This is a genomic window from Methylobacterium sp. J-059, from assembly GCF_022829485.1.
In the GTDB taxonomy this organism is placed as follows: domain Bacteria; phylum Pseudomonadota; class Alphaproteobacteria; order Rhizobiales; family Beijerinckiaceae; genus Methylobacterium.
Genome location: NZ_JAKSYA010000018.1, coordinates 25,970 through 43,818, shown reverse-complemented (window position 1 = coordinate 43,818; position 17,849 = coordinate 25,970). Strand labels below are relative to the sequence as shown.

The 17,849-nt window shown below is 74.2% G+C and carries 19 protein-coding genes and 1 pseudogene; 11 read left to right on the top strand and 9 right to left on the bottom strand.

Annotated features, from left to right (window positions below; translation table 11 throughout):
- The 4 genes from MKK55_RS01240 to MKK55_RS01230 all read right to left on the bottom strand — a co-directional run.
- Window positions 1-507, bottom strand: a 507-nt coding sequence (locus MKK55_RS01240; RefSeq protein ID WP_243932882.1) for a transglutaminase-like cysteine peptidase, incomplete at its 3' end; no start/stop codon positions are given.
- A 231-nt stretch (window positions 508-738) separates the two neighbouring features.
- Complete coding sequence (locus MKK55_RS01235) at window positions 739-1,488, bottom strand: outer membrane protein (protein WP_409565998.1); 750 nt, start codon at window positions 1,486-1,488, stop codon at window positions 739-741.
- Between the two features lie 186 nt (window positions 1,489-1,674).
- Window positions 1,675-1,800, bottom strand: a complete 126-nt coding sequence (locus MKK55_RS28980; RefSeq protein ID WP_279595928.1) for a hypothetical protein — start codon at window positions 1,798-1,800, stop codon at window positions 1,675-1,677.
- A 44-nt stretch (window positions 1,801-1,844) separates the two neighbouring features.
- Window positions 1,845-2,165 (bottom strand): hypothetical protein, encoded by a 321-nt coding sequence (locus MKK55_RS01230; protein ID WP_243932881.1) that lies wholly within the window; start codon window positions 2,163-2,165, stop codon window positions 1,845-1,847.
- Between the two features lie 154 nt (window positions 2,166-2,319).
- On the opposite strand from MKK55_RS01230, the gene MKK55_RS01225 reads away from it, so the two are divergent.
- The 5 genes and pseudogenes from MKK55_RS01225 to MKK55_RS01205 all read left to right on the top strand — a co-directional run bounded on the left by MKK55_RS01225 (window position 2,320) and on the right by MKK55_RS01205 (window position 8,390).
- The gene (locus tag MKK55_RS01225; protein ID WP_147729867.1) at window positions 2,320-3,192 is read left to right on the top strand and encodes a DUF6502 family protein; all 873 of its coding nucleotides are present in this window, start codon (window positions 2,320-2,322) and stop codon (window positions 3,190-3,192) included.
- A 160-nt stretch (window positions 3,193-3,352) separates the two neighbouring features.
- The gene (locus MKK55_RS01220) at window positions 3,353-4,648 is read left to right on the top strand and encodes a DUF5666 domain-containing protein (RefSeq protein ID WP_243932880.1); all 1,296 of its coding nucleotides are present in this window, start codon (window positions 3,353-3,355) and stop codon (window positions 4,646-4,648) included.
- A gap of 199 nt (window positions 4,649-4,847) precedes the next feature.
- A pseudogene (locus MKK55_RS01215) lies at window positions 4,848-6,803 on the top strand (putative bifunctional diguanylate cyclase/phosphodiesterase).
- Window positions 6,804-6,897: 94 nt separating this feature from the next.
- A complete protein-coding gene (locus tag MKK55_RS01210; protein ID WP_243932879.1) occupies window positions 6,898-7,758 on the top strand; it encodes a class I SAM-dependent methyltransferase in 861 nt (286 codons plus the stop codon).
- A 365-nt stretch (window positions 7,759-8,123) separates the two neighbouring features.
- Entirely contained in the window at window positions 8,124-8,390 is a 267-nt protein-coding gene (locus MKK55_RS01205; protein WP_147844124.1) for a hypothetical protein, read from the top strand.
- Window positions 8,391-8,467: 77 nt separating this feature from the next.
- On the opposite strand, the gene MKK55_RS01200 is transcribed toward MKK55_RS01205, so the two are convergent.
- The gene (locus MKK55_RS01200) at window positions 8,468-8,977 is read right to left on the bottom strand and encodes an OsmC family protein (RefSeq protein WP_147729800.1); all 510 of its coding nucleotides are present in this window, start codon (window positions 8,975-8,977) and stop codon (window positions 8,468-8,470) included.
- Between the two features lie 76 nt (window positions 8,978-9,053).
- Complete coding sequence (locus MKK55_RS01195; RefSeq protein ID WP_147844123.1) at window positions 9,054-9,830, bottom strand: ABC transporter ATP-binding protein; 777 nt, start codon at window positions 9,828-9,830, stop codon at window positions 9,054-9,056.
- 111 nt (window positions 9,831-9,941) lie between these two features.
- On the opposite strand from MKK55_RS01195, the gene MKK55_RS01190 reads away from it, so the two are divergent.
- Window positions 9,942-10,199, top strand: coding sequence for a hypothetical protein (locus MKK55_RS01190; protein WP_147860352.1), 258 nt, complete (start codon window positions 9,942-9,944; stop codon window positions 10,197-10,199).
- Between the two features lie 121 nt (window positions 10,200-10,320).
- Complete coding sequence (gene zwf / locus MKK55_RS01185) at window positions 10,321-11,853, top strand: glucose-6-phosphate dehydrogenase (RefSeq protein WP_243932889.1); 1,533 nt, start codon at window positions 10,321-10,323, stop codon at window positions 11,851-11,853.
- 136 nt (window positions 11,854-11,989) lie between these two features.
- Here the strand turns inward: zwf and MKK55_RS01180 are convergent, their stop codons facing one another.
- On the bottom strand, window positions 11,990-12,181 hold the full coding sequence (locus MKK55_RS01180) for a hypothetical protein (protein ID WP_147729394.1): 192 nt from the start codon (window positions 12,179-12,181) through the stop codon (window positions 11,990-11,992).
- A gap of 152 nt (window positions 12,182-12,333) precedes the next feature.
- Between MKK55_RS01180 and MKK55_RS01175 the strand changes: the two genes are divergently transcribed.
- Complete coding sequence (locus MKK55_RS01175) at window positions 12,334-12,588, top strand: hypothetical protein (RefSeq protein WP_243932878.1); 255 nt, start codon at window positions 12,334-12,336, stop codon at window positions 12,586-12,588.
- A 34-nt stretch (window positions 12,589-12,622) separates the two neighbouring features.
- Here the strand turns inward: MKK55_RS01175 and MKK55_RS01170 are convergent, their stop codons facing one another.
- A complete protein-coding gene (locus MKK55_RS01170) occupies window positions 12,623-13,273 on the bottom strand; it encodes a TetR/AcrR family transcriptional regulator (protein ID WP_243932877.1) in 651 nt (216 codons plus the stop codon).
- A gap of 111 nt (window positions 13,274-13,384) precedes the next feature.
- Here MKK55_RS01170 and MKK55_RS01165 point away from each other — a divergent pair, with 111 nt between their 5' ends.
- The 3 genes from MKK55_RS01165 to MKK55_RS01155 all read left to right on the top strand — a co-directional run bounded on the left by MKK55_RS01165 (window position 13,385) and on the right by MKK55_RS01155 (window position 15,188).
- A complete protein-coding gene (locus tag MKK55_RS01165; protein ID WP_243932876.1) occupies window positions 13,385-14,065 on the top strand; it encodes a PspA/IM30 family protein in 681 nt (226 codons plus the stop codon).
- Window positions 14,066-14,112: 47 nt separating this feature from the next.
- Window positions 14,113-14,385, top strand: coding sequence for a YiaA/YiaB family inner membrane protein (locus MKK55_RS01160; RefSeq protein WP_147729665.1), 273 nt, complete (start codon window positions 14,113-14,115; stop codon window positions 14,383-14,385).
- A gap of 134 nt (window positions 14,386-14,519) precedes the next feature.
- Window positions 14,520-15,188 (top strand): hypothetical protein, encoded by a 669-nt coding sequence (locus MKK55_RS01155; RefSeq protein WP_243932875.1) that lies wholly within the window; start codon window positions 14,520-14,522, stop codon window positions 15,186-15,188.
- A 133-nt stretch (window positions 15,189-15,321) separates the two neighbouring features.
- On the opposite strand, the gene MKK55_RS01150 is transcribed toward MKK55_RS01155, so the two are convergent.
- Entirely contained in the window at window positions 15,322-17,679 is a 2,358-nt protein-coding gene (locus MKK55_RS01150) for a penicillin acylase family protein (protein WP_243932874.1), read from the bottom strand.
- Window positions 17,680-17,849: the final 170 nt, after the last annotated feature.

Below are 17,849 nucleotides of genomic sequence, written 5' to 3'. Positions count from 1 at the left end.
CAGGGTGAGCACGGCGTGGCCCTCGCCCTTCTCGTCGATGACCACGGTCATCCGCATGGCGCGGCGCGGCAGGCCGGCCTTGGCCAGCAGGCTGCGCTTGAGCAGCTGAAAATCCTCGCAATCGCCCGAGCCGTCCTCGGCCAGGTCCCAATGGTCGGGAACGCCGAGGTGGTCCATGTCGGTGATCGCGGCGACGGTCTTGTTGACCCGGCGGTTGACGGCCTGGATCGTGTTCCAGATCGCCGGGGTCATGGCGATGCGGGCAGGCTCGGCGGGGTTGACCGCGCACTCGGCCGGGTAGCCCTGGCAGAAGGCGACCCAGGCGAGGATCGGCTTGGCGGCGCCGACCGGCGCGGCGGCGATGGTGGGGGCGGGCAGCGAGGCCAGGGTCTGCGCCGCGACCGGGGCGACGGCGAAGGCGAGGCCCGCGGTCACCGCGAGGCCGGCGAGGGCCTTGCGCAGGCGGGGCGCCGACACCGCCCGAACCGTCGAAATCGCGAACCGCATCGCCGTGGCCCAACCCGTTAAGCTCTCGTTAACGAAAGCTCTCACGCCCGGGCCCCGACGGCAATCGCCCCCTTAACGAAAGGTTAATGCTGTGCGTAACACGGGCGTGCGGATCGGGCGGCTGGACCGATGCAGACGGGCCACAGGCGGGATGCGGGCGCCTCGCCCGGCCCGGCGGGTGCCGGCTCGGACGAGGCCCTTGCGGATCGCGCGCCGTGCGGCGGCGGGGTCTCAGAACCGGTAGTTCAGGCCGGCGCGGACCAGGCCGAAGCCGGCATCGCTGCGTCCGGCGCCGTAATAGGTGGCGGTGGCGGCATCGTAGTAGGTCGCGCCCGAGACGCGCTTGCCGAGGTCGAGGTAGAGCGCCTCGATCTTGGCCGAGATCCTGTCGGTGAAGGCGTACTCGATGCCGCCGCCGACGGCGTAGCCGGTCCGCGTCGTGTCCGGCAGGGCGTAGGGGTAGGCGGCCGCGTTCGCCGAGGCCGACCCGCCGCCGTAGGCGAAGCCGCCGGTGCCGTAGATCAGCACCCGGTCGAAGGTGTAGCCGACGCGGCCGCGCACGGTGCCGAAGTAGTCGAGGCTCGGGCGGACGCTCGCGTAGGGCACCGTGCCGAGATAGGCCGCATCCGCCTTGGCGAAGGCGGTGCCCTGGATGTCGGCCTCGACGCCGACGACGAAGCCCGAGCCCGGCGTGAGTTGGTAGTTATAGCCGACCTGGCCGCCGCCGGCGAAGCCGCCCTTCGCCGCCCCGCCGGTCACGGTGCCGTAGGTCGGGTCGGTGAAGCCCTTGCCGGACTCGCGGAACGCGTAGCCGGCGTTCACGCCGGCGTAGAACCCGGTCCAGGTGAAGGCGGGCGGAACCGGCGGCGGCGGAGGCGGCACCCGCCGCGGCAGGTCCGCGGCTTCGGCGGAGGCGAGCCCGGCCATCAGGCCGAAGGCGGGCAGCAGGGTGCGAACGAGCGCCGGAACGGATCTCGACATGGGGGTTCTCGTGTTGGGATGGGAGGTTTTGCGGAGCGGGATCCGGCGGGCCGCCCGTGCCTCCCCCTTCGGCGGGGGGAGGGCCGCGAAGCGGGCCGGGAGTGGGGAGCGCGTTGTCCGGAAAAGTCGCGCCCCTCCGCAGCGAGGGGAAGGCGCGGCTGCGGAAGACGCCCTCCGACGGGCCGGTCAGAGCGCCAGCAGCAGCAGCAGGCCGACGATGGTGACGGCCAGGATCATGCAGATCGCGAGGTCGAGGACGCGGGCGCCGCCGCACGGGGGTCTCGGGTCGGTCCGCATCGGGTCGGTCCGCATCGGGTCGGTCCCTATGGCGGGCGGCCTTCGGGCGGCGGCGGCGATCATCGGCGCGGATCCCGGTCGGGGGTGAGGAGGAGCGCCTCCCGGACCGGGCTGCCGACCCGGGAGGCGCCGTCGAGCACCGCAGCATCCCGGGAGGGGGATCCTGGTGCTGCGGCCTGCAGCGCCCCTGGGGTCGCGACGCGGTGGACCGTGTCCGCGGCGGCGATCCCGAGGGCGGGCAGCGCGAGGGCGACGAGGCAGGCGGCGAGCCGGCCCAGTCGCGAAAGGGTGGTCCCGCCCGGCGGCCTGCGATCGGGGCGCAGGGTCGCGTTCAGGGGCGGCATCGGGCGGCAGACGAGGGCGGGTTTCGGTTCGGGCATCGGCCTCGTCCGGGTCGCGTTGACGTGGGAAATTTGACCACGCACAAACCGTATGTGTGCAGATTTCCCACGTCAACGCGAAATCGGTGGGCCGAGGTGCGCCGGCGCACGATGTGGGATTGTGTCCCACGTTGCCCGCCTCCATGCTGCGCCGATGTCCGAGACCGTCAACGACACCGCCGAGGGGGCTGCCCTGCACGCGCCGGTGGCGCGCCTGCTGCGCCCGCTGGTCCGGCTGTTCGTGGCGCGCGGCATCACCTTCCCGGCGCTGACGAACCTGCTGCGCGAGCTCTACGTCAACGTCGCCGAGCACGACTTCGCGCTGCAGGGCAAGGAGCAGACCGACAGCCGGGTCTCGCTGCTCACCGGCATCCACCGCAAGGAGGTGCGGCGCCTGCGCGGGGCCGGGGCGCCGGTGAGCGCGGTGCCGGCGGTGGTCTCGCGCACCAGCCGGATCATCGCCCGGTGGCTCGCGGACCCCGCCTTCACCGACCCGGACGGGCGCCCGCTGGCGCTGCGGCGCGCGGGCGAGGACGGCCCCTCCTTCGAGGCCCTGGTCGCCGGCGTGACCCGCGATCTGCGGCCCCGCGCCGTGCTCGACGAATGGCTCGACCGCGGGCTCGCCACCCTCGACGGCCAGGACCGGATCGTCCTGGCCGAGGCCGCCTACGTGCCGCGCGGCGGCGGCGAGCCGCAGCTCTACTATTTCGGGCGCAACCTCCACGACCACATCGCGGCCTCGGTCGCCAACATCCTCGGCGAGGCGCCGCGCTTCCTCGAGCGCGCGGTGCATTACGACGGGCTGTCGGAGGATCTGGCGCGGCGGCTGGAGGCGCGCGCCAAGGAGATCGCGATGGAGGCGCTGACCCAGGCCAACCGCGAGGCCCACGCCGCCTGCGCCACCGATCCCGGCGGCCCCCACCGCTGGAACTTCGGCCTCTACGTCTACGCCGAAGCCGTGCCGCCGCGCGCGGGCGTCCCCCCTGCCGAGGAGGCGTCGCCGGCCACGCCGGAGGCCGGGGCGTGAACCTGTCGGTCGGAAACCTGTCGGTCGCACGATCGCGCGCGGATCGGGGCGGTGTTCGGTCGTCGAGCGACCGGCTCGGACGAGGCGCCCTTCCTCCCCCCTCTGCGGGGGAGCGTGGCCCGCGAGGTTCTTCGCATTCAGACGCCCCGGGACCGCGCGCATGAGCGCTCCGACCCGCCGCCTCGTCCTGCGCCTGCTCGCCGGCGCCGCCCTGATTCCGGGGCGCGCGCTGCCGCAGGAGGCGCCGCGCGACCAGGGCATCGGCGGCACCGGGGCGCGGCCGACGGACACGCCGGGGGACGGCGACCGCGGCATCGGCGGCACGGGGGTGATCGGCACGATCCGCCACTTCGGCTCGATCGTCGTCAACGACCTGCGCATCGCCTATCCCGAGGACGTGAGCGTGCGCATCGACGGGGTTGCGGCGCGCGCCGCCGACATGCGGATCGGCCACGTGGTCCACGTCGTCGCCCATGCCGAGGCGGGCGGCCTCGCGACCCGGCGGATCGACGTGACGAGCGAGGTGGTCGGGCCGGTGGAGAGGGTGGCCGAGGGCGCCCTCGTCGTCCTCGGCCAGAGCGTCGCCACGGCCGGCGTCGCCGGGCGCTGGGCGGTCGGCGACCGGGTCGCGGTGTCGGGCCTGCGCCGGCCGGACGGCGTCGTCGTCGCCAGCCTGATCGAGCCCCGGGCCGAGGGCCCCGCCCGCGTCGCGGGCCCGGTCCGGCGCGACCGCGACGGCCGCCCGGTGATCGGGCGCCTGCGGCTGGAGGGCGCCGACGCGCTGCCCGCCGGCCGGCGCGCCGCGGTCGCCGGCGAGGCGGCGGGCGGCGTGCTCAAGGTGGCCCGCGCGAGCGAGGCGCTGCCGTTCCCGCCGGGGCTGAGCCGGGTCTCGGTGGAGGCCTATATCGGCCGCAGCGGCGGCCGGATGAATCTCGGCTCCGGCCTCGACGTCGCCGGGCCGGCCGGTGCGGCGATCCCGCGCCGCGGCAGCGTCCGCGCCGTGCTGACGACGCGGCCGGCCGCCGACGGGCGCCTCACCGTCGAGGCCCTGCGCCTCGACGAACGCGGCACCGCGCCGGGCCGCAACCCGCTGTTCGAGCGCGCGCCGGACCGGATCGACGGCCGCGGCCTGCCCGGAGGCGGCCCGGACGGACGCTTCGAGCGCGGCGGCCGTGGGTCCGGCGGCGGCGGGCCGGGGGGCGGTGGACCGGGCGGCGGATCTGCGGGCGGCGGGCTCGGCGGCAGCGCCCCAGGCGGCAACGGACCGGGCGGCGGGTTCGGCATCGACACCCGCACGGCCCCGAACGGGTTCGGCGGCGGGCACGGCGGCCCCGGCGGGTTCGGTGGCGCGGGCGGGCTCGGCGGCCCGGGCGGTCCCGGCGGCTTCGGCGGGCCGGGGGCCGGCCCCGGCGGGTTCGGCGGGCCGGGCGGGCCGGGCGGCGGCCCCCGGCGCTGATGTCGCACGCGCGCCGTCCGGCGCTCGGCGGGCCGCGTGCTTAAGCGATCCTTCACCGCTCCGGCGTCAGTCGAAGGGACGCCTGCAGGTTGGATGCGACGTGCCTGACCCCTTGAACGACCGGCCCCGTTCGGTGCCGAGCCCGTCGGACCTCGACCGCCTGATCCGGCGGGATCAGCTCGCGGCCCTGCGCCTGAGCATGTCGACCGCCATCCCGATCAACATGGCCCTCGGCCTGGTCGGCATGATCGTGGCGATCCATGCCGGGCAGGGCGCCGTCGGCGCGACCTGGTTCGCGGCCTCGACGGCGGCCAACCTGCTGCGCCTCGCCCTGTGCCGCGTGCCCTGCGCCGCGCTGTCGCCGCGGACGGCGCTGTCGGCGGAGGCCGCCGCCCGCTCGGTCGACCAGCACCTGCGCCTGGTCTGGATGGCGGCCTGGCTGTCGGGCCTGGTCTGGGCGTTCCTTCCGGCGCTGTGCGCCGGCTGCACCGCGGCGCAGACGGTGTTCTACCTGACGCTGACCTGCGGCACGACCGCCGGCGCCGTCACCTACGGCACCGCCTTCGCCCGCATGCCGATCGGCTTCTTCACCCCGCCGCTGCTCTCGTTCGCCGGATGCCTGCTCGTGGCCGGCGGCTTCGACCGGATCTGCCTCGCCGCGACGGTGCTGCTCTACCTCGCCGCGATGATCCGCGGCGCGTTCCTGTGCGAGGCGGGTTTTCGCGAGGCGAGCCGGCTGAAGAACGAGGCCAGCGCCCTCGCGCAGTCGCGCATGGAGGCCCATGCCAGCGCCAGCGCGCTCGCCCTCGAGATGGCGCGGCGGGCGACCCACGACGACCTCACCGGCCTCCTGAACCGCGCCGGCTTCCAGCAGGATGCCGACGCCGCCTTGCGCGGTGAGGCCGCCTTGCGCGGTGATGCAGCCTTGCGCGACGACGCGGCGGTCGAGCCCGTCGCGCATTGCCTGATGCTGCTCGACCTCGACGGCTTCAAATCCGTCAACGACGTCCACGGCCACACCATGGGCGACCGGGTCCTGGCCGAGGTGGCGCGAAGGATGGCCGCCGCCCTGCCGCCGGGCAGCCTCGCCGCCCGGCTCGGCGGCGACGAGTTCGCCGTGCTCTACGCGTCGGCGCCGGCGGGGATCGCGCAGGACGTGCTCGCCGCCCGCCTGATCGGCGCGGTCGCCGAGCCGTTCGAATCCCTCGACGCCGGCCGGCTCGGCATCAGCATCGGCATCCACCAGGGCGACGCCGGCAGCCTGACGCATCGCCTGAGCTGCGCCGACGAGGCGCTCTACGCGGCCAAGGGCGCCGGCCGGAACCGCGCCCGCCTGTTCGACGAATGCCTGCGCGACCGGATGGAAACGCGGCGCGACAGCGAGCGCGACCTGTCGCAGGCGCTCGCCGAGGGCGTGGTGACGGTGTGCTTCCAGCCGATCTTCGGGCGGGACGGGCGCACCCTGGTGAGCCTGGAGGCGCTGGTGCGCTGGAACCACCCGCGCCACGGCTGGATCCCGCCGGCCGACGTCGTCGCGGCGGCGGCGACGGCCGGCCTCACCGAGTCGCTGCTGCGCGCCATCCTCGAGCAGGCCTGCGCGATGGTGGCGACCCTGTGCCGGCACGGGCTGGAGACGGTCCAGGTCGCGCTCAACGTCTCGCCCCGCGAGATGGCGCAGATCGCCGTCGACGAGATCGTGCTCGGCCGTCTGGCCGCCCTCGGCCTGCCGCCGCGGATGCTGGAGATCGAGATCACCGAGGAGACCGCCCTCGACATCGGCGCGGTGCAGGCCAAACTCACGGCGCTGGCCGAGGCCGGCATCCGCGTGACGCTGGACGATTTCGGGATCGGCTACTCCTCCCTCGCCTCCCTGCGCTAGCTCCAGGCCCACCGCATCAAGATCGACCGCAGCTTCGTCACCGGGCTGACCGGCTCGGACGACAAGTGCGGGCTGGTCCAGGCCGTGCTCGCGCTCGGGCGCTGGCTCGACATCGAGGTGGTCGCCGAGGGCGTCGAGACCGCCGACGACCTCGCCACGCTGCAGGCGTTCGGCTGCACCCTGTTCCAGGGCTACCATCTCGGCCGGCCGATGTCGGCCGAGGCCGTGGCGGACCTGCTGGCGTCGCAGGCGGGGGCGCGGATGGCCGCGGCCTGAAACCGGCGAAACGCGCCGGCGTCGCCGCGCCCCGCTGACGGCGGCCGCCCGGCATGCAAGATGCCGCCCGGATCGCCGAGCGACGGAGCAGGCCATGACAGCGACGATGACCCAGGCCGAATACTGGAACGGCGCGGTCGGCCAGCGCTGGGCGCGCAGCCAGGGCGTGCTCGATGCGGTGTTCGCGCCGCTGACCGAGGCGCTGCTCGCCGCCGCCGACCTGCGGCCGAGCGACGGGGTGCTCGACGTCGGCTGCGGCTCCGGCGCGACGGCGCTGATGGCGGCCGAGGCGGTGGGCGCGGCCGGCCGGGTCGTCGCCGCCGACCTGTCGGAGCCGCTGCTCGCGGTGGCGCGGGCGCGGCCGGTGCCGGCCGGCGCCGCGCCGATCGACTGGATCGTCGCCGACGCCGAGACGCAGGCGTTCGCGGGGCCGCCCTTCGCGCGGGCGATCTCGCGCTTCGGCGTGATGTTCTTCTCGGATTCGCGCGCGGCCTTCGCCAACCTCCGCCGGGCGCTGGCGCCGCACGGGCGCCTGACCTTCCTGTGCTGGCAGGCGATGGCCGACAACCCGTGGGTCACCGTGCCCCGCGCGGCCGTGCTGCCGCTGGTGCCGGATGCGGGGCCGCCGGACTTCGCCGGCCCCGGGCCGTTCCGCTTCGCCGACGCGGACGCCCTGCGCCGCCTGCTGGCGGAGGCCGGCTTCGGCGCCGTCTCGGTCGCGCCGGTGGTGCGCGACCTCGTGCTCGGGCGCGCCGCGGACGGCTCGGCCCGCGCTGCCGCGGAGGCGGCCGCCGCCGTCGCGGTCGAGCTCGGCCCGGTCTCGCGCCTGCTGCGCGACGCCGAGCCGCCCCTGCGCCGGGCGGCCCTCGCCGCCGTCGCCGAGGCGCTGCTGCCCCATGCGGACGACGGCGCCGTGCGGCTCGCGGCCGGGTGCTGGCTCGTCTCGGCCGGGTGAGGCGCTTTTTCCATCGGCGAAAGCGCGACGCGCCCCTTCCCTCCCCCCGACGGATCTTGGGCTTGCCCGAGATCCGCACCCCGTGTGCCCAAGTCGGGCAGGCCCGACTTGGGTGCGGGGGAGGGAGCGCGCGGGGCTTCGAATGGACTGTCGAGCAACGGCACCGGGAGATATCCCTGGCGGCGCGCGCGGTGGAATAGTTCTACGATCTCATTGAAATAGAACTATAATTTTACTTTCTCGCACGTGCGAAAGCGCACGTGAAACTGTTCCGCAGCGCACCATCTCCTGGTCATGGCAGTGACGGCCACGGGGTGCGCGCAGCGACGCGACACCGGGTCGTCCATCACGACAAGGAACCGACCATGACCAAGCGTCTCGCCTCCCTCGCCTTCGTCCTCGCGCTCGCCGCCCCGGCCTCCGCCTTCGCCCAGGGCTTCGGTTCGCAGGGCTTCGACGCCCCCCGCGTCGACCGCACCGACTCGCGCAGCTTCTTCGGCATGCCGGCCTGGGTCGACTCCGCCCGCGAGGGCGATGCCCTGACCACCGGCTCGATCGGCCCGCGCCTCGGCGACGAGGCCCCGGTGCGCACCGGCCGCGCCCTGTCGCGGACCGGCAGCCTGGCCCGGTAAGCCGCGCTCCGATCGCAGGATCGGACGAACGGGCGGCGGAGCCTCGGCTCCGCCGCCCTTTTTCGTGGGCGCTCCCCTCAGCTGCGGGCGGCGGTGACGGCGAGCTCCGGCTTGTGGTTCAGGGTCTGGAACACGACGCAGTAGCGCTCGGTCAGCTTGAGCAGCTGGTCGAGCTTGTCCTGGGGCGCATCGGTGTCGAGGGCGAAGGCGAGCCGGATCGCGCGGAAGCCCACCGGCGCCGCCTTGTCGACGCCGAGCGTCCCGCGGAAGTCGAGGTCGCCCTCCGCGCTCACCGTGCCGGCGCGCAGCGGGATCTCGAGGGCGGTGGCCACCGCCTTCAGCGTCACGCCGGCGCAGGCGACCAGCGCCTCGAGCAGCATGTCGCCCGAGCACAGCTCGGCGCCCGAGCCGCCGGTCGCCGGGTGCAGGCCGGCCACCGCCAGCGCGCGGCCGGTCTCGACCTTGCAGGCGATCGCGGTGTCGTCGAGCGAGCCCTTGGCCCGCAGGGTGATCACCGCGTCGTCGGGGGTGTTGCGGTACTGGTCCTTCAGCGGGGCCTGAAGCGCGCGAAGCGTGGTGGCGTCCATCGTCGTCTCCTCCATCGTGGGTCTTGATCGGTCGCCGTTAGCGGGAACCGCACCGCGGCTCAACCGGCGCCGCCCGCTACCACCAGTTCCCGGCGGGCGCCGCGGCGGCCTGGGCCTCGGCCGGGCGCAGCGAGCGGTCCAGGGCCGCCAGGATCGCGCGGGTCGAGGCCTCGCTCTGCGGCGAGGCGGGATCGCGCGGGCGGGCGATGCCGAGCCGCACCGTCTCGTCGAGGCGGCCGGGCTTCGGCCGCATCACCACGGCGCGGTCGGCGAGCGCCACCGCCTCGCCGACGTCGTGGGTGACGATGAGGATCGTCGGGCGGGTCTCGGCCCAGAGCGCGAGCAGGTGCCCGTGCAGGTCCTTGCGAGTGAAGGCGTCGAGCGCCGAGAACGGCTCGTCGAGGAGCAGCACCCGCGGGCGCGCCACGAAGGCGCGGGCGATCGAGACCCGCTGCTGCTGCCCGCCCGACAGGTCGCGCGGCCAGCGCGCGGCGTGCTCGGACAGCCCGACCCGCTCCAGCGCGTGGGCGACGCGGGCGCGGCGCTCGGGCCTGCGGACGCCGTCGAGGCCGAAGCCGACATTGTCGGCCACCGTGAGCCAGGGCAGCAGGCGCGGCTCCTGGAACACCAGGCCCACGCCGGGATGCGGCGCGGCGATGGCCTCGCCGTCGAGCGTGATCGTGCCGGCGCTGCCGCGGTCCAGGCCGGCGATCAGCCGGAGCAGGGTGGTCTTGCCGCAGCCCGAGCCGCCGATCAGCGCGACGATCTCGCCGGCCGCCACCGACAGGTCGATGCCCGCGAGCGCCTGCGTGCCGTCGGCATAGGTCTTGGAGAGGCCTTGGATGTCGAGCACGGTGTCCGCCGAGGTCCTCTTGTCGCCTGTCGCGTGCATGCCATAGGGCGCGAGGCGCCGCCATGCTACGTCGGCGCCTCGCGCGGCCGCGCGAGGCGATGGGGTGGACCCGTGATCAGGCTCGTTCTTCCGGTGCTCCTCGCCCTCGCGGCCCCGGCCGCCGCCGCCGACCTGCGCGAGCGGCCGGACGCCGGCCGCTTCCGCGCGACCTGCGAGGATCTCGGGCGGTTCTGCACCGCGACGGCCTGCGGCCGCGACCAGATCGAGGCGGCGCAGGGCTGCCGCGCCCTGTGCCCGGGCGCGGCGGTGCTCACCGTCGCCCCCGCCGCCTGCCCGCTGCCGGGCGTGGTGCTGCGCCGGAGGGGGTGAGGAGCCGGCCCTTCCCGCCCTCACACGATCGCGTCACGCCGGGAACGGCCGTGGCGGTCGCCGGTTGACGTGCGATCGAATGCCGCGACGCACCATCGCGTCGCAGAACCGGACGACGCCGATGCCCGAATCGAGCCATGACGCGCCCCTCAAGGACGAGGCCGCCTGCGGCACCAAGCCGGCGCCGCCCTGCACGCTGTTGATCTTCGGCGCCGCCGGCGACCTGACCAAGCGCCTGCTGATGCCTTCGCTCTACAACCTCGCCGGCGCCGGCCTGCTCGATCCCGGCTTCGCCATCCTCGGCGTCGACCACAACGACGGCAGCGACGAGGGCCTGCGCACCGAGCTCACCACCTCGATGGAGACCCTGAGCAAGGACCCCGGCTCCGAGTTCCACGCCGACCGGATCGACCCGAAGAGCTGGGGCTTCATCCGCGACCGCATCCATTTCCTCAAGGGCGACTTCGAGGATGCCAAGACCTTCGAGGCCCTGAAGGGCAAGGTCTCGGGCAACGTGGTGTTCTACCTCGCGGTGGCGCCGCGCTTCTTCGGCACCCTGGTCGACGGGCTGGGCCAGGCCGGGCTGCTGAAGCAGGCGGACGACGCCTTCCGCCGGGTGGTGATCGAGAAGCCGTTCGGCTCCGACCTCGCCTCGGCGCAGGCGCTCAACGCGCGGATCCTGAAGCAGGGCGACGAGAGCCAGTTCTACCGGATCGACCACTTCCTGGGGAAGGAGACGGTGCAGTCGATCATGGCTCTGCGCTTCGCCAACGGCATGCTGGAGCCGGTCTGGCGGCGCGAATACGTCGACAGCATCCAGATCACCGCCGGCGAGACCGTGGGCGTCGAGGAGCGCGGCGGGTTCTACGAGCCCACCGGCGCGCTGCGGGACATGGTGCCCAACCACATGTTCCAGCTGCTCTGCATGGTGGCGATGGAGCCGCCGAACTCGTTCAAGGCCGAGGACGTGCGCGGCGAGAAGGCCAAGCTCGCGCAGGCCGTGAAGCCGATCCAGCCCGACCACGCCGTGCGCGGCCAGTACACGGCCGGCACGCTCGAAGGGAAGCCGGTCGTCGGCTACCGGGAAGAGCCGCACGTGGCCGAGGATTCGACCACCGAGACCTACGTCGCCCTGAAGCTCGAGATCGACAACTGGCGCTGGGCCGGGGTGCCGTTCTACGTCCGCACCGGCAAGCGCATGACCGGGCGCCGCACCGAGATCGCGATCCTGTTCAAGCCGGCGCCGTTTCAGCTGTTCTCCGACACGCCGGTGGCCGAGCTCAGCCCCAACGTGATGCGGATCACCATCGACCCCGACCACGGCGCCGGGACCGAGCTGAACGTCAAGGTGCCCGGGCCGCAGATGCAGATCGGCCGGGTGACGATGGGGTTCAAGTACGCCGACTTCTTCCAGAACCAGCCCAACGTCGGCTACGAGACCCTGCTCTACGATTGCATGACCGGCGACGCGACGCTGTTCCAGCGCGCCGACAACATCGAGGCCGGCTGGGCCGCGGTCGAGCCGCTGCTGCAGGCCTGGAAGACCGCCCCGGTGGAGGACTACGCCGCTGGCACCCCCGGCCCGAAGGCCGCCGACGACCTCCTGGCCCGCGACGGCCGCCACTGGCTCGGCCTCGACGGCAAGACCGACTGAGGCAAAACCGACTGAGGCAGGACCGACTGAGGCAGGACCGACTGAAGCAAGACCGATCGAGCCTCGAGACAGGCCCGTCGGGCCGGACGCATCGCGGGAACGGAGCGGGGACCGGGCCCCGGCCTTTCCCACGCCGTCAATGTTCGTCGCGTCTTGCGCCGTCCTTCTCGGCCTTGACCTCGTCCGCGATTTGCAATCCGGCTTGATAGAGCAGCAGACGGCACGTCATGACCATCTCGGGTGTTCCGACCTCGCGGACGATTTCGTAGAGCCGCAGGCAAGCGTCGACCATGGCCCCGGCGGAGAACCTTTCGTCTGTCGCCATCATGCTGTCTTCAAAGCGATGTTCTCATCTGCCAACTCAGACTTAAGCTGACAACGCCGCCTTACGACCAGAGGTTGCGTATTGCCGTAAAAGCGTTCTGAATGCAGAATACGAGGACGCGTGCGGTCGCATGGCTATTTAAGAGGCGACCGTCGATGTGTGTTGAGCCCGGCCCGGATCGCGGAAAGACCCCCGGTCGCGACGATGTCGGGGAGGGGAACGACAGTCTTCGCCGTCTCGCCGAAGCGCTCGGCGGCACGGTCGCGTCGCTGTTCGGCGAGGCCGCCACGCCGAGCGATCTGGCCGGGTTGCGGGAGCTTCTCGGCCTGTGGAGCGAGCTTGCGAGCCACGAGAGCCGGGCGGACGCGCTGAGGGCGGTCCGCGCCATCGCGAAGGCCGAGGCGCCCTGAGCGTCGGTTCGCAGCGTCGGCGCGGCCGAGCGCGTCACGCGGCGGCCGCCCCGCCCGCGTTCGCCAATCCCGACGCCATGGCGCGGATCAGCAGATCGAGCTGGGCCCGCACCACCGCGACCGGCAGCACCATCAGGCGCGCGTCGAGGCCGAGCATGACGATGCCGTGCGTCGCCGAGAACAGGCTGCGGGCGAGCAGGACACGCTCGAGGGCCGGGAGGTCCGGGCGCAGCGCCTGCAACGGCGCCTCGATCCGGCGGAACAGGCGGGCCTGCTCGGCGACGTACCCGTCCGGCGGGCGCCGCCCGTCGGCGAGCTGGTGCTGGAACAGGGCGCGCCAGCGCCTGGCGTGGCCTTGCGCGAAGGCGAGATAGGCCTGGCCCAGCCGGACGAGCTCGTCGGCCGCGCCCGCCGCGTCGAACCCGTCGGCCTCCGGCCCGAGCGCCGCCTCGAACAGGCCGAGCGTGCGCAGGTTCACCGCGAGGATCAGCGCGTCGAGATCCGGGAACGCGGTGTAGATCGCGCCGAGCGCGCAGCCGGCATCCGCGGCGAGGTCGCGGGCGCGCAGGGCGCCGAGCCCGTCCGCCGCGATCCGGCGCTCCGCCGCGGCGACGAGCGCGGTGCGAAGCGCTTTCCGGCGTGCCTCCGCCTTCGTCGGCTTGCCGCCGTCGGCCGGCCCGGTCACGCGCCGCCTCGCGGCCCTATTTTGCACGACGTGCAATCGCGCACTTGAACGCTGTTCATGTTCGTGGGAGGTTCCGGTTGTGAACGATGTTCATAACGCGGGAGCCCCACCATGCTCAAGTTGCTCAACCTCCTAGCCCGGGGGAAAGTCGCCCGGGCCACCGAAGACCTCCACGACCGCAACGCCCTGCTGATCCTCGACCAGCAGATCCGCGAGACCCGCGCCGCGCTGGAGCGCAGCCGCCGGGCGCTGGCCGTGGCGATCGCCGGCGACCAGGCCGAGGCCCGCCGCGGCGCCGAGATCGACGCCCGGGCGGCCGACCTCGAAGGCCGCGCCGTCGCGGCGCTCGCCGCCGGGCGCGACGACCTCGCGGCGGAGGCGGCGGACGCGATCGCCGAGCTCGAGGCCGAGCGCCGGGCGATCGACGAGGCCCGCACGCGGTTCGCCGCCGAGGTCGCCCGCATCCGCGCCACCGTCGCCGACGCCACCCGCCGGCAGGCGGAGCTGGAACGCGGCCGGCGGGTCGCCGGCGCGACGGAAGCCGTGCGGCGGCTCTCGGCCCAGACCGGCCGCGGCGACACGGCCACCCTGCGCGAGGCCGAGGCGACCCTGGCGCGCCTGCGCGCGCTCCAGGCCGAGGCGACCGACACCGAGGCGGCGCTTGCCGGGGCCGACGGCGCCGACATCGCCGAGCGCCTGGCGCGCGAGGGCTTCGGCCCGCGCACCCGCCCGACCGGCGGCGACGTGCTGGAGGGCCTGCGCCGCAAGGCCGGGCTCGCCCCGGCCGCCTGACCCACCGAGCATCCCATCCCTTTCCCGTCCCACATCAGGAGCGTGTCATGAACAACGAGACCACCCAGCATTCCGGCGCCTGGGTCACCTTCACCTACGCCGCCTTCCTCGGCTCGGCCGCGATGGTGGCCTGCGGGATCCTGTTCCTGCCGGTGGACATCTGGATCAAGGGCTACCTCGCCATGGGCGTGGTGATGCTGGTCCAGTCCTGCATCACCGCGACCAAGACGGTGCGCGACGTGCATGAGGGCCGCCGCATGGTGAACCGCATCGAGGACGCCAAGACCGAGCGCCTGCTGATGTCGGTCGGCAAGGACTGATCTGGGCAGGGTCCGATCCGGGCAGGGTCCGACCCGAGACAGGACCGACGCCCCCTCGCGGGGCCCTGCCGAAATCCCGGCCGGGCCTCGCCGGACCCGAATTTCCCCGTCCCTTCGCCAGCCAAGACGATCCGATGCCCGAATCCCCGGCGCTCGCCCCCGCTTCGCGCGGGCGCATCCCGATGCCCGTCAAGCTCGCCTACACCGCCTTCGTCGCGGTCCTGGTCCCGACCTACCTGTCCTCTTACGGCCCGACGAACTTCCTGTACTTCTGCGACCAGTCGCTGCTGCTGACCCTGGTCGGGATCTGGCTGGAGAGCCCGCTGCTCGTCGCGATGTGCGCGGTCGGCCTCGTCGCGCCGCAACTGCTGTGGGTGCTCGACTTCCTCGGCACCGCCCTCGGCCGCCCGATCACCGGGATGACCGCCTACATGTTCGATCGGAGCACCGCGCCGTTCCTGCGCGGCCTGTCGGGCTTCCACGGCTGGCTGCCGTTCCTGCTGATCTACCTGGTCGGCCGCCTCGGCTACGATTGCCGCGCCCTGCCGACCTGGACCGCGCTCGCGATCGTCACCCTGCTGGCGTGCTTCTTCCTGATGCCGCCGCCGACGCCGGAGCCGGGCCTGACCCCGGTCAACATCAACTACGTCTGGGGCATGAGCGACCGGGCGGCGCAGACCTGGGTTCCGGCCTGGGCCTGGCTCGCGGGCCTGATCGTCGGCCTGCCGACCCTGCTGTTCCTCCCGACCCACCTCGCCCTGCGCCGCTGGGCGCCGGCGCGATCGCGACCCGCTGCGGGATGACGGAACGCGCGGAGCCTCTTCCCTCCCCCGCAGAGGGGGGAGGGACGGCGGGGGGCCTGTCTTCGTTCGAGGCCCGGGAACGAGGTCGGCGTCCGCTCGGTCGAAGGCGGGGCCTTCGTCGAGAGCGATCCCGTCAGGCGCCGTCGCCGCCCGGCACCAGCGTGATCACCGTCTCGGTCGCGGCGTCGACCGCCGCGCGGGAGTACAGCAGCGGACGGTAGGCGCGCCGGGCCCAGGGCTCGGCATGGTCGGCGTAGTGCGGGCTCGCCGGGTGGCCGGATTGGCCCGGCGCGTTGACGAAGACGCCGGCATCCCAGTCGCCGACGTCGAGCACCATCCGGAACGAGGCGCCGTGCGTCATCCGGAACGTCGCGGGGTCGTACTCGGCGTGCATCACGCAAGGCCCCGCCCCCGGCATCGGCAGGGGGCCGACATCGCGGCCGGTGAAGCCGCGCGGGCCGAGCGGGTGCGCGAACAGCGCGTGGTGCAGGCGGCCCCAGGCCCAGGCCGCGGGATCGGGGCCGAGGCGGGCCGCGCAGTCCCGCCAGGCCGCCGCCAGGGTGCGGTCGACCAGCGCATCGCGGGCGGCGCGGTCGAGCGGCGGGCGCGGCGTCTCCAGGCGGTCGAGCAGGGCCTGCAGGTCGCCCGGCGGCAGCAGGCGCCGGGTCTCCGGATTGGGCACGAGGGCGTGCAGCAGGGCCGGGCGCAGGTGGTGCACCCAGAACACCTCCACCAGCGCGGCCGAGGCCGAGCCCTCGTGCAGGTGCCCGTCGAAGGTCTCGAGCAGGGCGATCGCCCGGCGGGCCTCCGCGTCGGCGGGCGCGGCCAGCGTCGCGGCGAGGTGCGCCAGCCGCAGCGCCGGCTCGGAGACGTCGTCGCCCTGGAGCCGCTGCGAATCGGCCGGCGCGTGCTGCGGCTGGTGCGCCAGCACCGTGCGGATGCGCCGGGCGCGCCACGGCTCGTGCCACTCGAAGCCGAGCTTCCGCGCCTCAGCTGGGTACTCCTCCGGCAGGTTCATCTCATTGGCCGAGTAGACGAAGCCGGCGCCCGGATCGATCCGGCTCGGCAGGTCTCCCCCGTCGTGGAACCCGGCCCAGGCGTATCGGCCGTCGCCCGGCACCGGCAGCAGGCCGTCCCAGTTCGGGCGGATCGGCGCCTTGCCCGCCGTGAACCACGCGACCCGCCCGGTCACGTCGGCGTAGACCTGGTTGACGGAGGGCGCCGACCAGTGCCGCAGCGCCGCGCCGAAGGCCTCCGGGGTCGCGGCGTCGAGATAGGCCAGGCTGCCGAGATAGGCGCCGGCGCCGGGCTCGGACCACACCGTGCGGACGGCGAAGGCCTTGGCGGTGGCGCGGTCCTCGCAGATCACCGGGCCGTGGCGGGTGAAGCCGAGCGTGACCGGCTCGTCGGCCTCGCCGCGGACGGGGATGCGCTCGTGCACCCGCTCGATCGGCGCCCAGCCGCCGTCGAACCGGAACCGATCCGGGTCGCCGGGGTCGACGTCGAGGACGAACAGGTCCTCCTGGTCGAAGGGGGCGATGGTCAGGCCGAAGGCGGCCTTGCCGTTGTGGCCGATGCTGATGCCGGGGAGCGCCGGCTCGCCGGCGCCGATCACGTCGAGCCCGGGCGCGGTGAGGTGGACGACGTAGCGCAGCGCCGGCAGGGCGTAGGCGCGGTGCGGGTCGCTCGCCAGGATCGGCCGCCCGGTGGCGCTGCGCGACGGCGCGACCGCCCAGGCGTTCGAGCCGTCGCCGGCCGGCTCGGGGTTTTCGGCGATCGTCTCGCGCCCGACGTTCCCGTGCGCGTCGACCCGGGTCCAGGCCCAGGCCGCGTCGCGGGTGGCGGCGAGCCGGGCCGGATCGAACCCGACCGGCGCGGTGGCGAGGCGGACCACGTCGAGCAGGTCGTCCGGCCAGTGCGCCGGCTCGAGATCGCCGAGCGGCATCGTCGCGTGCGGGGGGCTGAGGCCCTTGCGCAGGGCGTCGGTCTCGGCGTCGGCACGCGCCAGCACCTGCGCGCGGGCGACCTCGGAGGCCACGTTGCGCACCAGCGCATGGCTGCGGATGCGGACCACGTCCTCGGGCGCCCACGCCGCCGGGCGCGTCCCGAGGGCGGCGAATTCCGGCGGCAGCAGGTCGGGACGCTCGAGGGTCAGGGCGACGTAGGCGTTCAGCCCGGCGACGAAGGCCTCGACGATGTTCCGAGTGCGCGGATGCCCGTAGGCCGCCCACTCGGCCTCCATGTCGCCGCGGTACAGGAACAGCCGCGCCGCCCGGTCCTGCGCGAGGTAGCCCGGCCCGAAATCGGCGGCGAGCAGCCCGAGGCCGCGCTTGCGCCACAGGTCGAGCTGCCACAGCCGGTCGCGGGCGGCGTTGAACCCCTGCACGCGAAAGACGTCGTCCTGCGACGCGGCGCGGAGATGCGGCACGCCGTGGCGGTCGACGCGGATCTCGGCGGGCGCGGACAGGCCCGGGAGGGTGAAGGTGGTCACGCCCGCGTCCCCTGCCCTGATGCCGCAAGCCGGGACGTCGACGGCAAGGCATCACGCCGAGATCCGCGCGCATCCCCTCGCCCCGCCTGCGGGGAGAGGGCCGCGACGACCTCGTCGTCGTCGCGGCGAGGCGGCAGCCGACGGTGAGGGGGTCTCGACGAAGGAGCCTC

Coding starts and splice junctions, on each gene's coding strand:
- MKK55_RS01235 (WP_409565998.1), bottom strand. CDS start 1,488: ATGTCGAGATCCGTTCCGGCGCTCGTTCGCACCCTGCTGCCCGCCTTC.
- MKK55_RS28980 (WP_279595928.1), bottom strand. CDS start 1,800: ATGCGGACCGACCCGATGCGGACCGACCCGAGACCCCCGTGCGGCGGC.
- MKK55_RS01230 (WP_243932881.1), bottom strand. CDS start 2,165: ATGCCCGAACCGAAACCCGCCCTCGTCTGCCGCCCGATGCCGCCCCTG.
- MKK55_RS01225 (WP_147729867.1), top strand. CDS start 2,320: ATGTCCGAGACCGTCAACGACACCGCCGAGGGGGCTGCCCTGCACGCG.
- MKK55_RS01220 (WP_243932880.1), top strand. CDS start 3,353: ATGAGCGCTCCGACCCGCCGCCTCGTCCTGCGCCTGCTCGCCGGCGCC.
- MKK55_RS01210 (WP_243932879.1), top strand. CDS start 6,898: ATGACAGCGACGATGACCCAGGCCGAATACTGGAACGGCGCGGTCGGC.
- MKK55_RS01205 (WP_147844124.1), top strand. CDS start 8,124: ATGACCAAGCGTCTCGCCTCCCTCGCCTTCGTCCTCGCGCTCGCCGCC.
- MKK55_RS01200 (WP_147729800.1), bottom strand. CDS start 8,977: ATGGACGCCACCACGCTTCGCGCGCTTCAGGCCCCGCTGAAGGACCAG.
- zwf (WP_243932889.1), top strand. CDS start 10,321: ATGCCCGAATCGAGCCATGACGCGCCCCTCAAGGACGAGGCCGCCTGC.
- MKK55_RS01180 (WP_147729394.1), bottom strand. CDS start 12,181: ATGATGGCGACAGACGAAAGGTTCTCCGCCGGGGCCATGGTCGACGCT.
- MKK55_RS01175 (WP_243932878.1), top strand. CDS start 12,334: ATGTGTGTTGAGCCCGGCCCGGATCGCGGAAAGACCCCCGGTCGCGAC.
- MKK55_RS01165 (WP_243932876.1), top strand. CDS start 13,385: ATGCTCAAGTTGCTCAACCTCCTAGCCCGGGGGAAAGTCGCCCGGGCC.
- MKK55_RS01160 (WP_147729665.1), top strand. CDS start 14,113: ATGAACAACGAGACCACCCAGCATTCCGGCGCCTGGGTCACCTTCACC.
- MKK55_RS01155 (WP_243932875.1), top strand. CDS start 14,520: ATGCCCGAATCCCCGGCGCTCGCCCCCGCTTCGCGCGGGCGCATCCCG.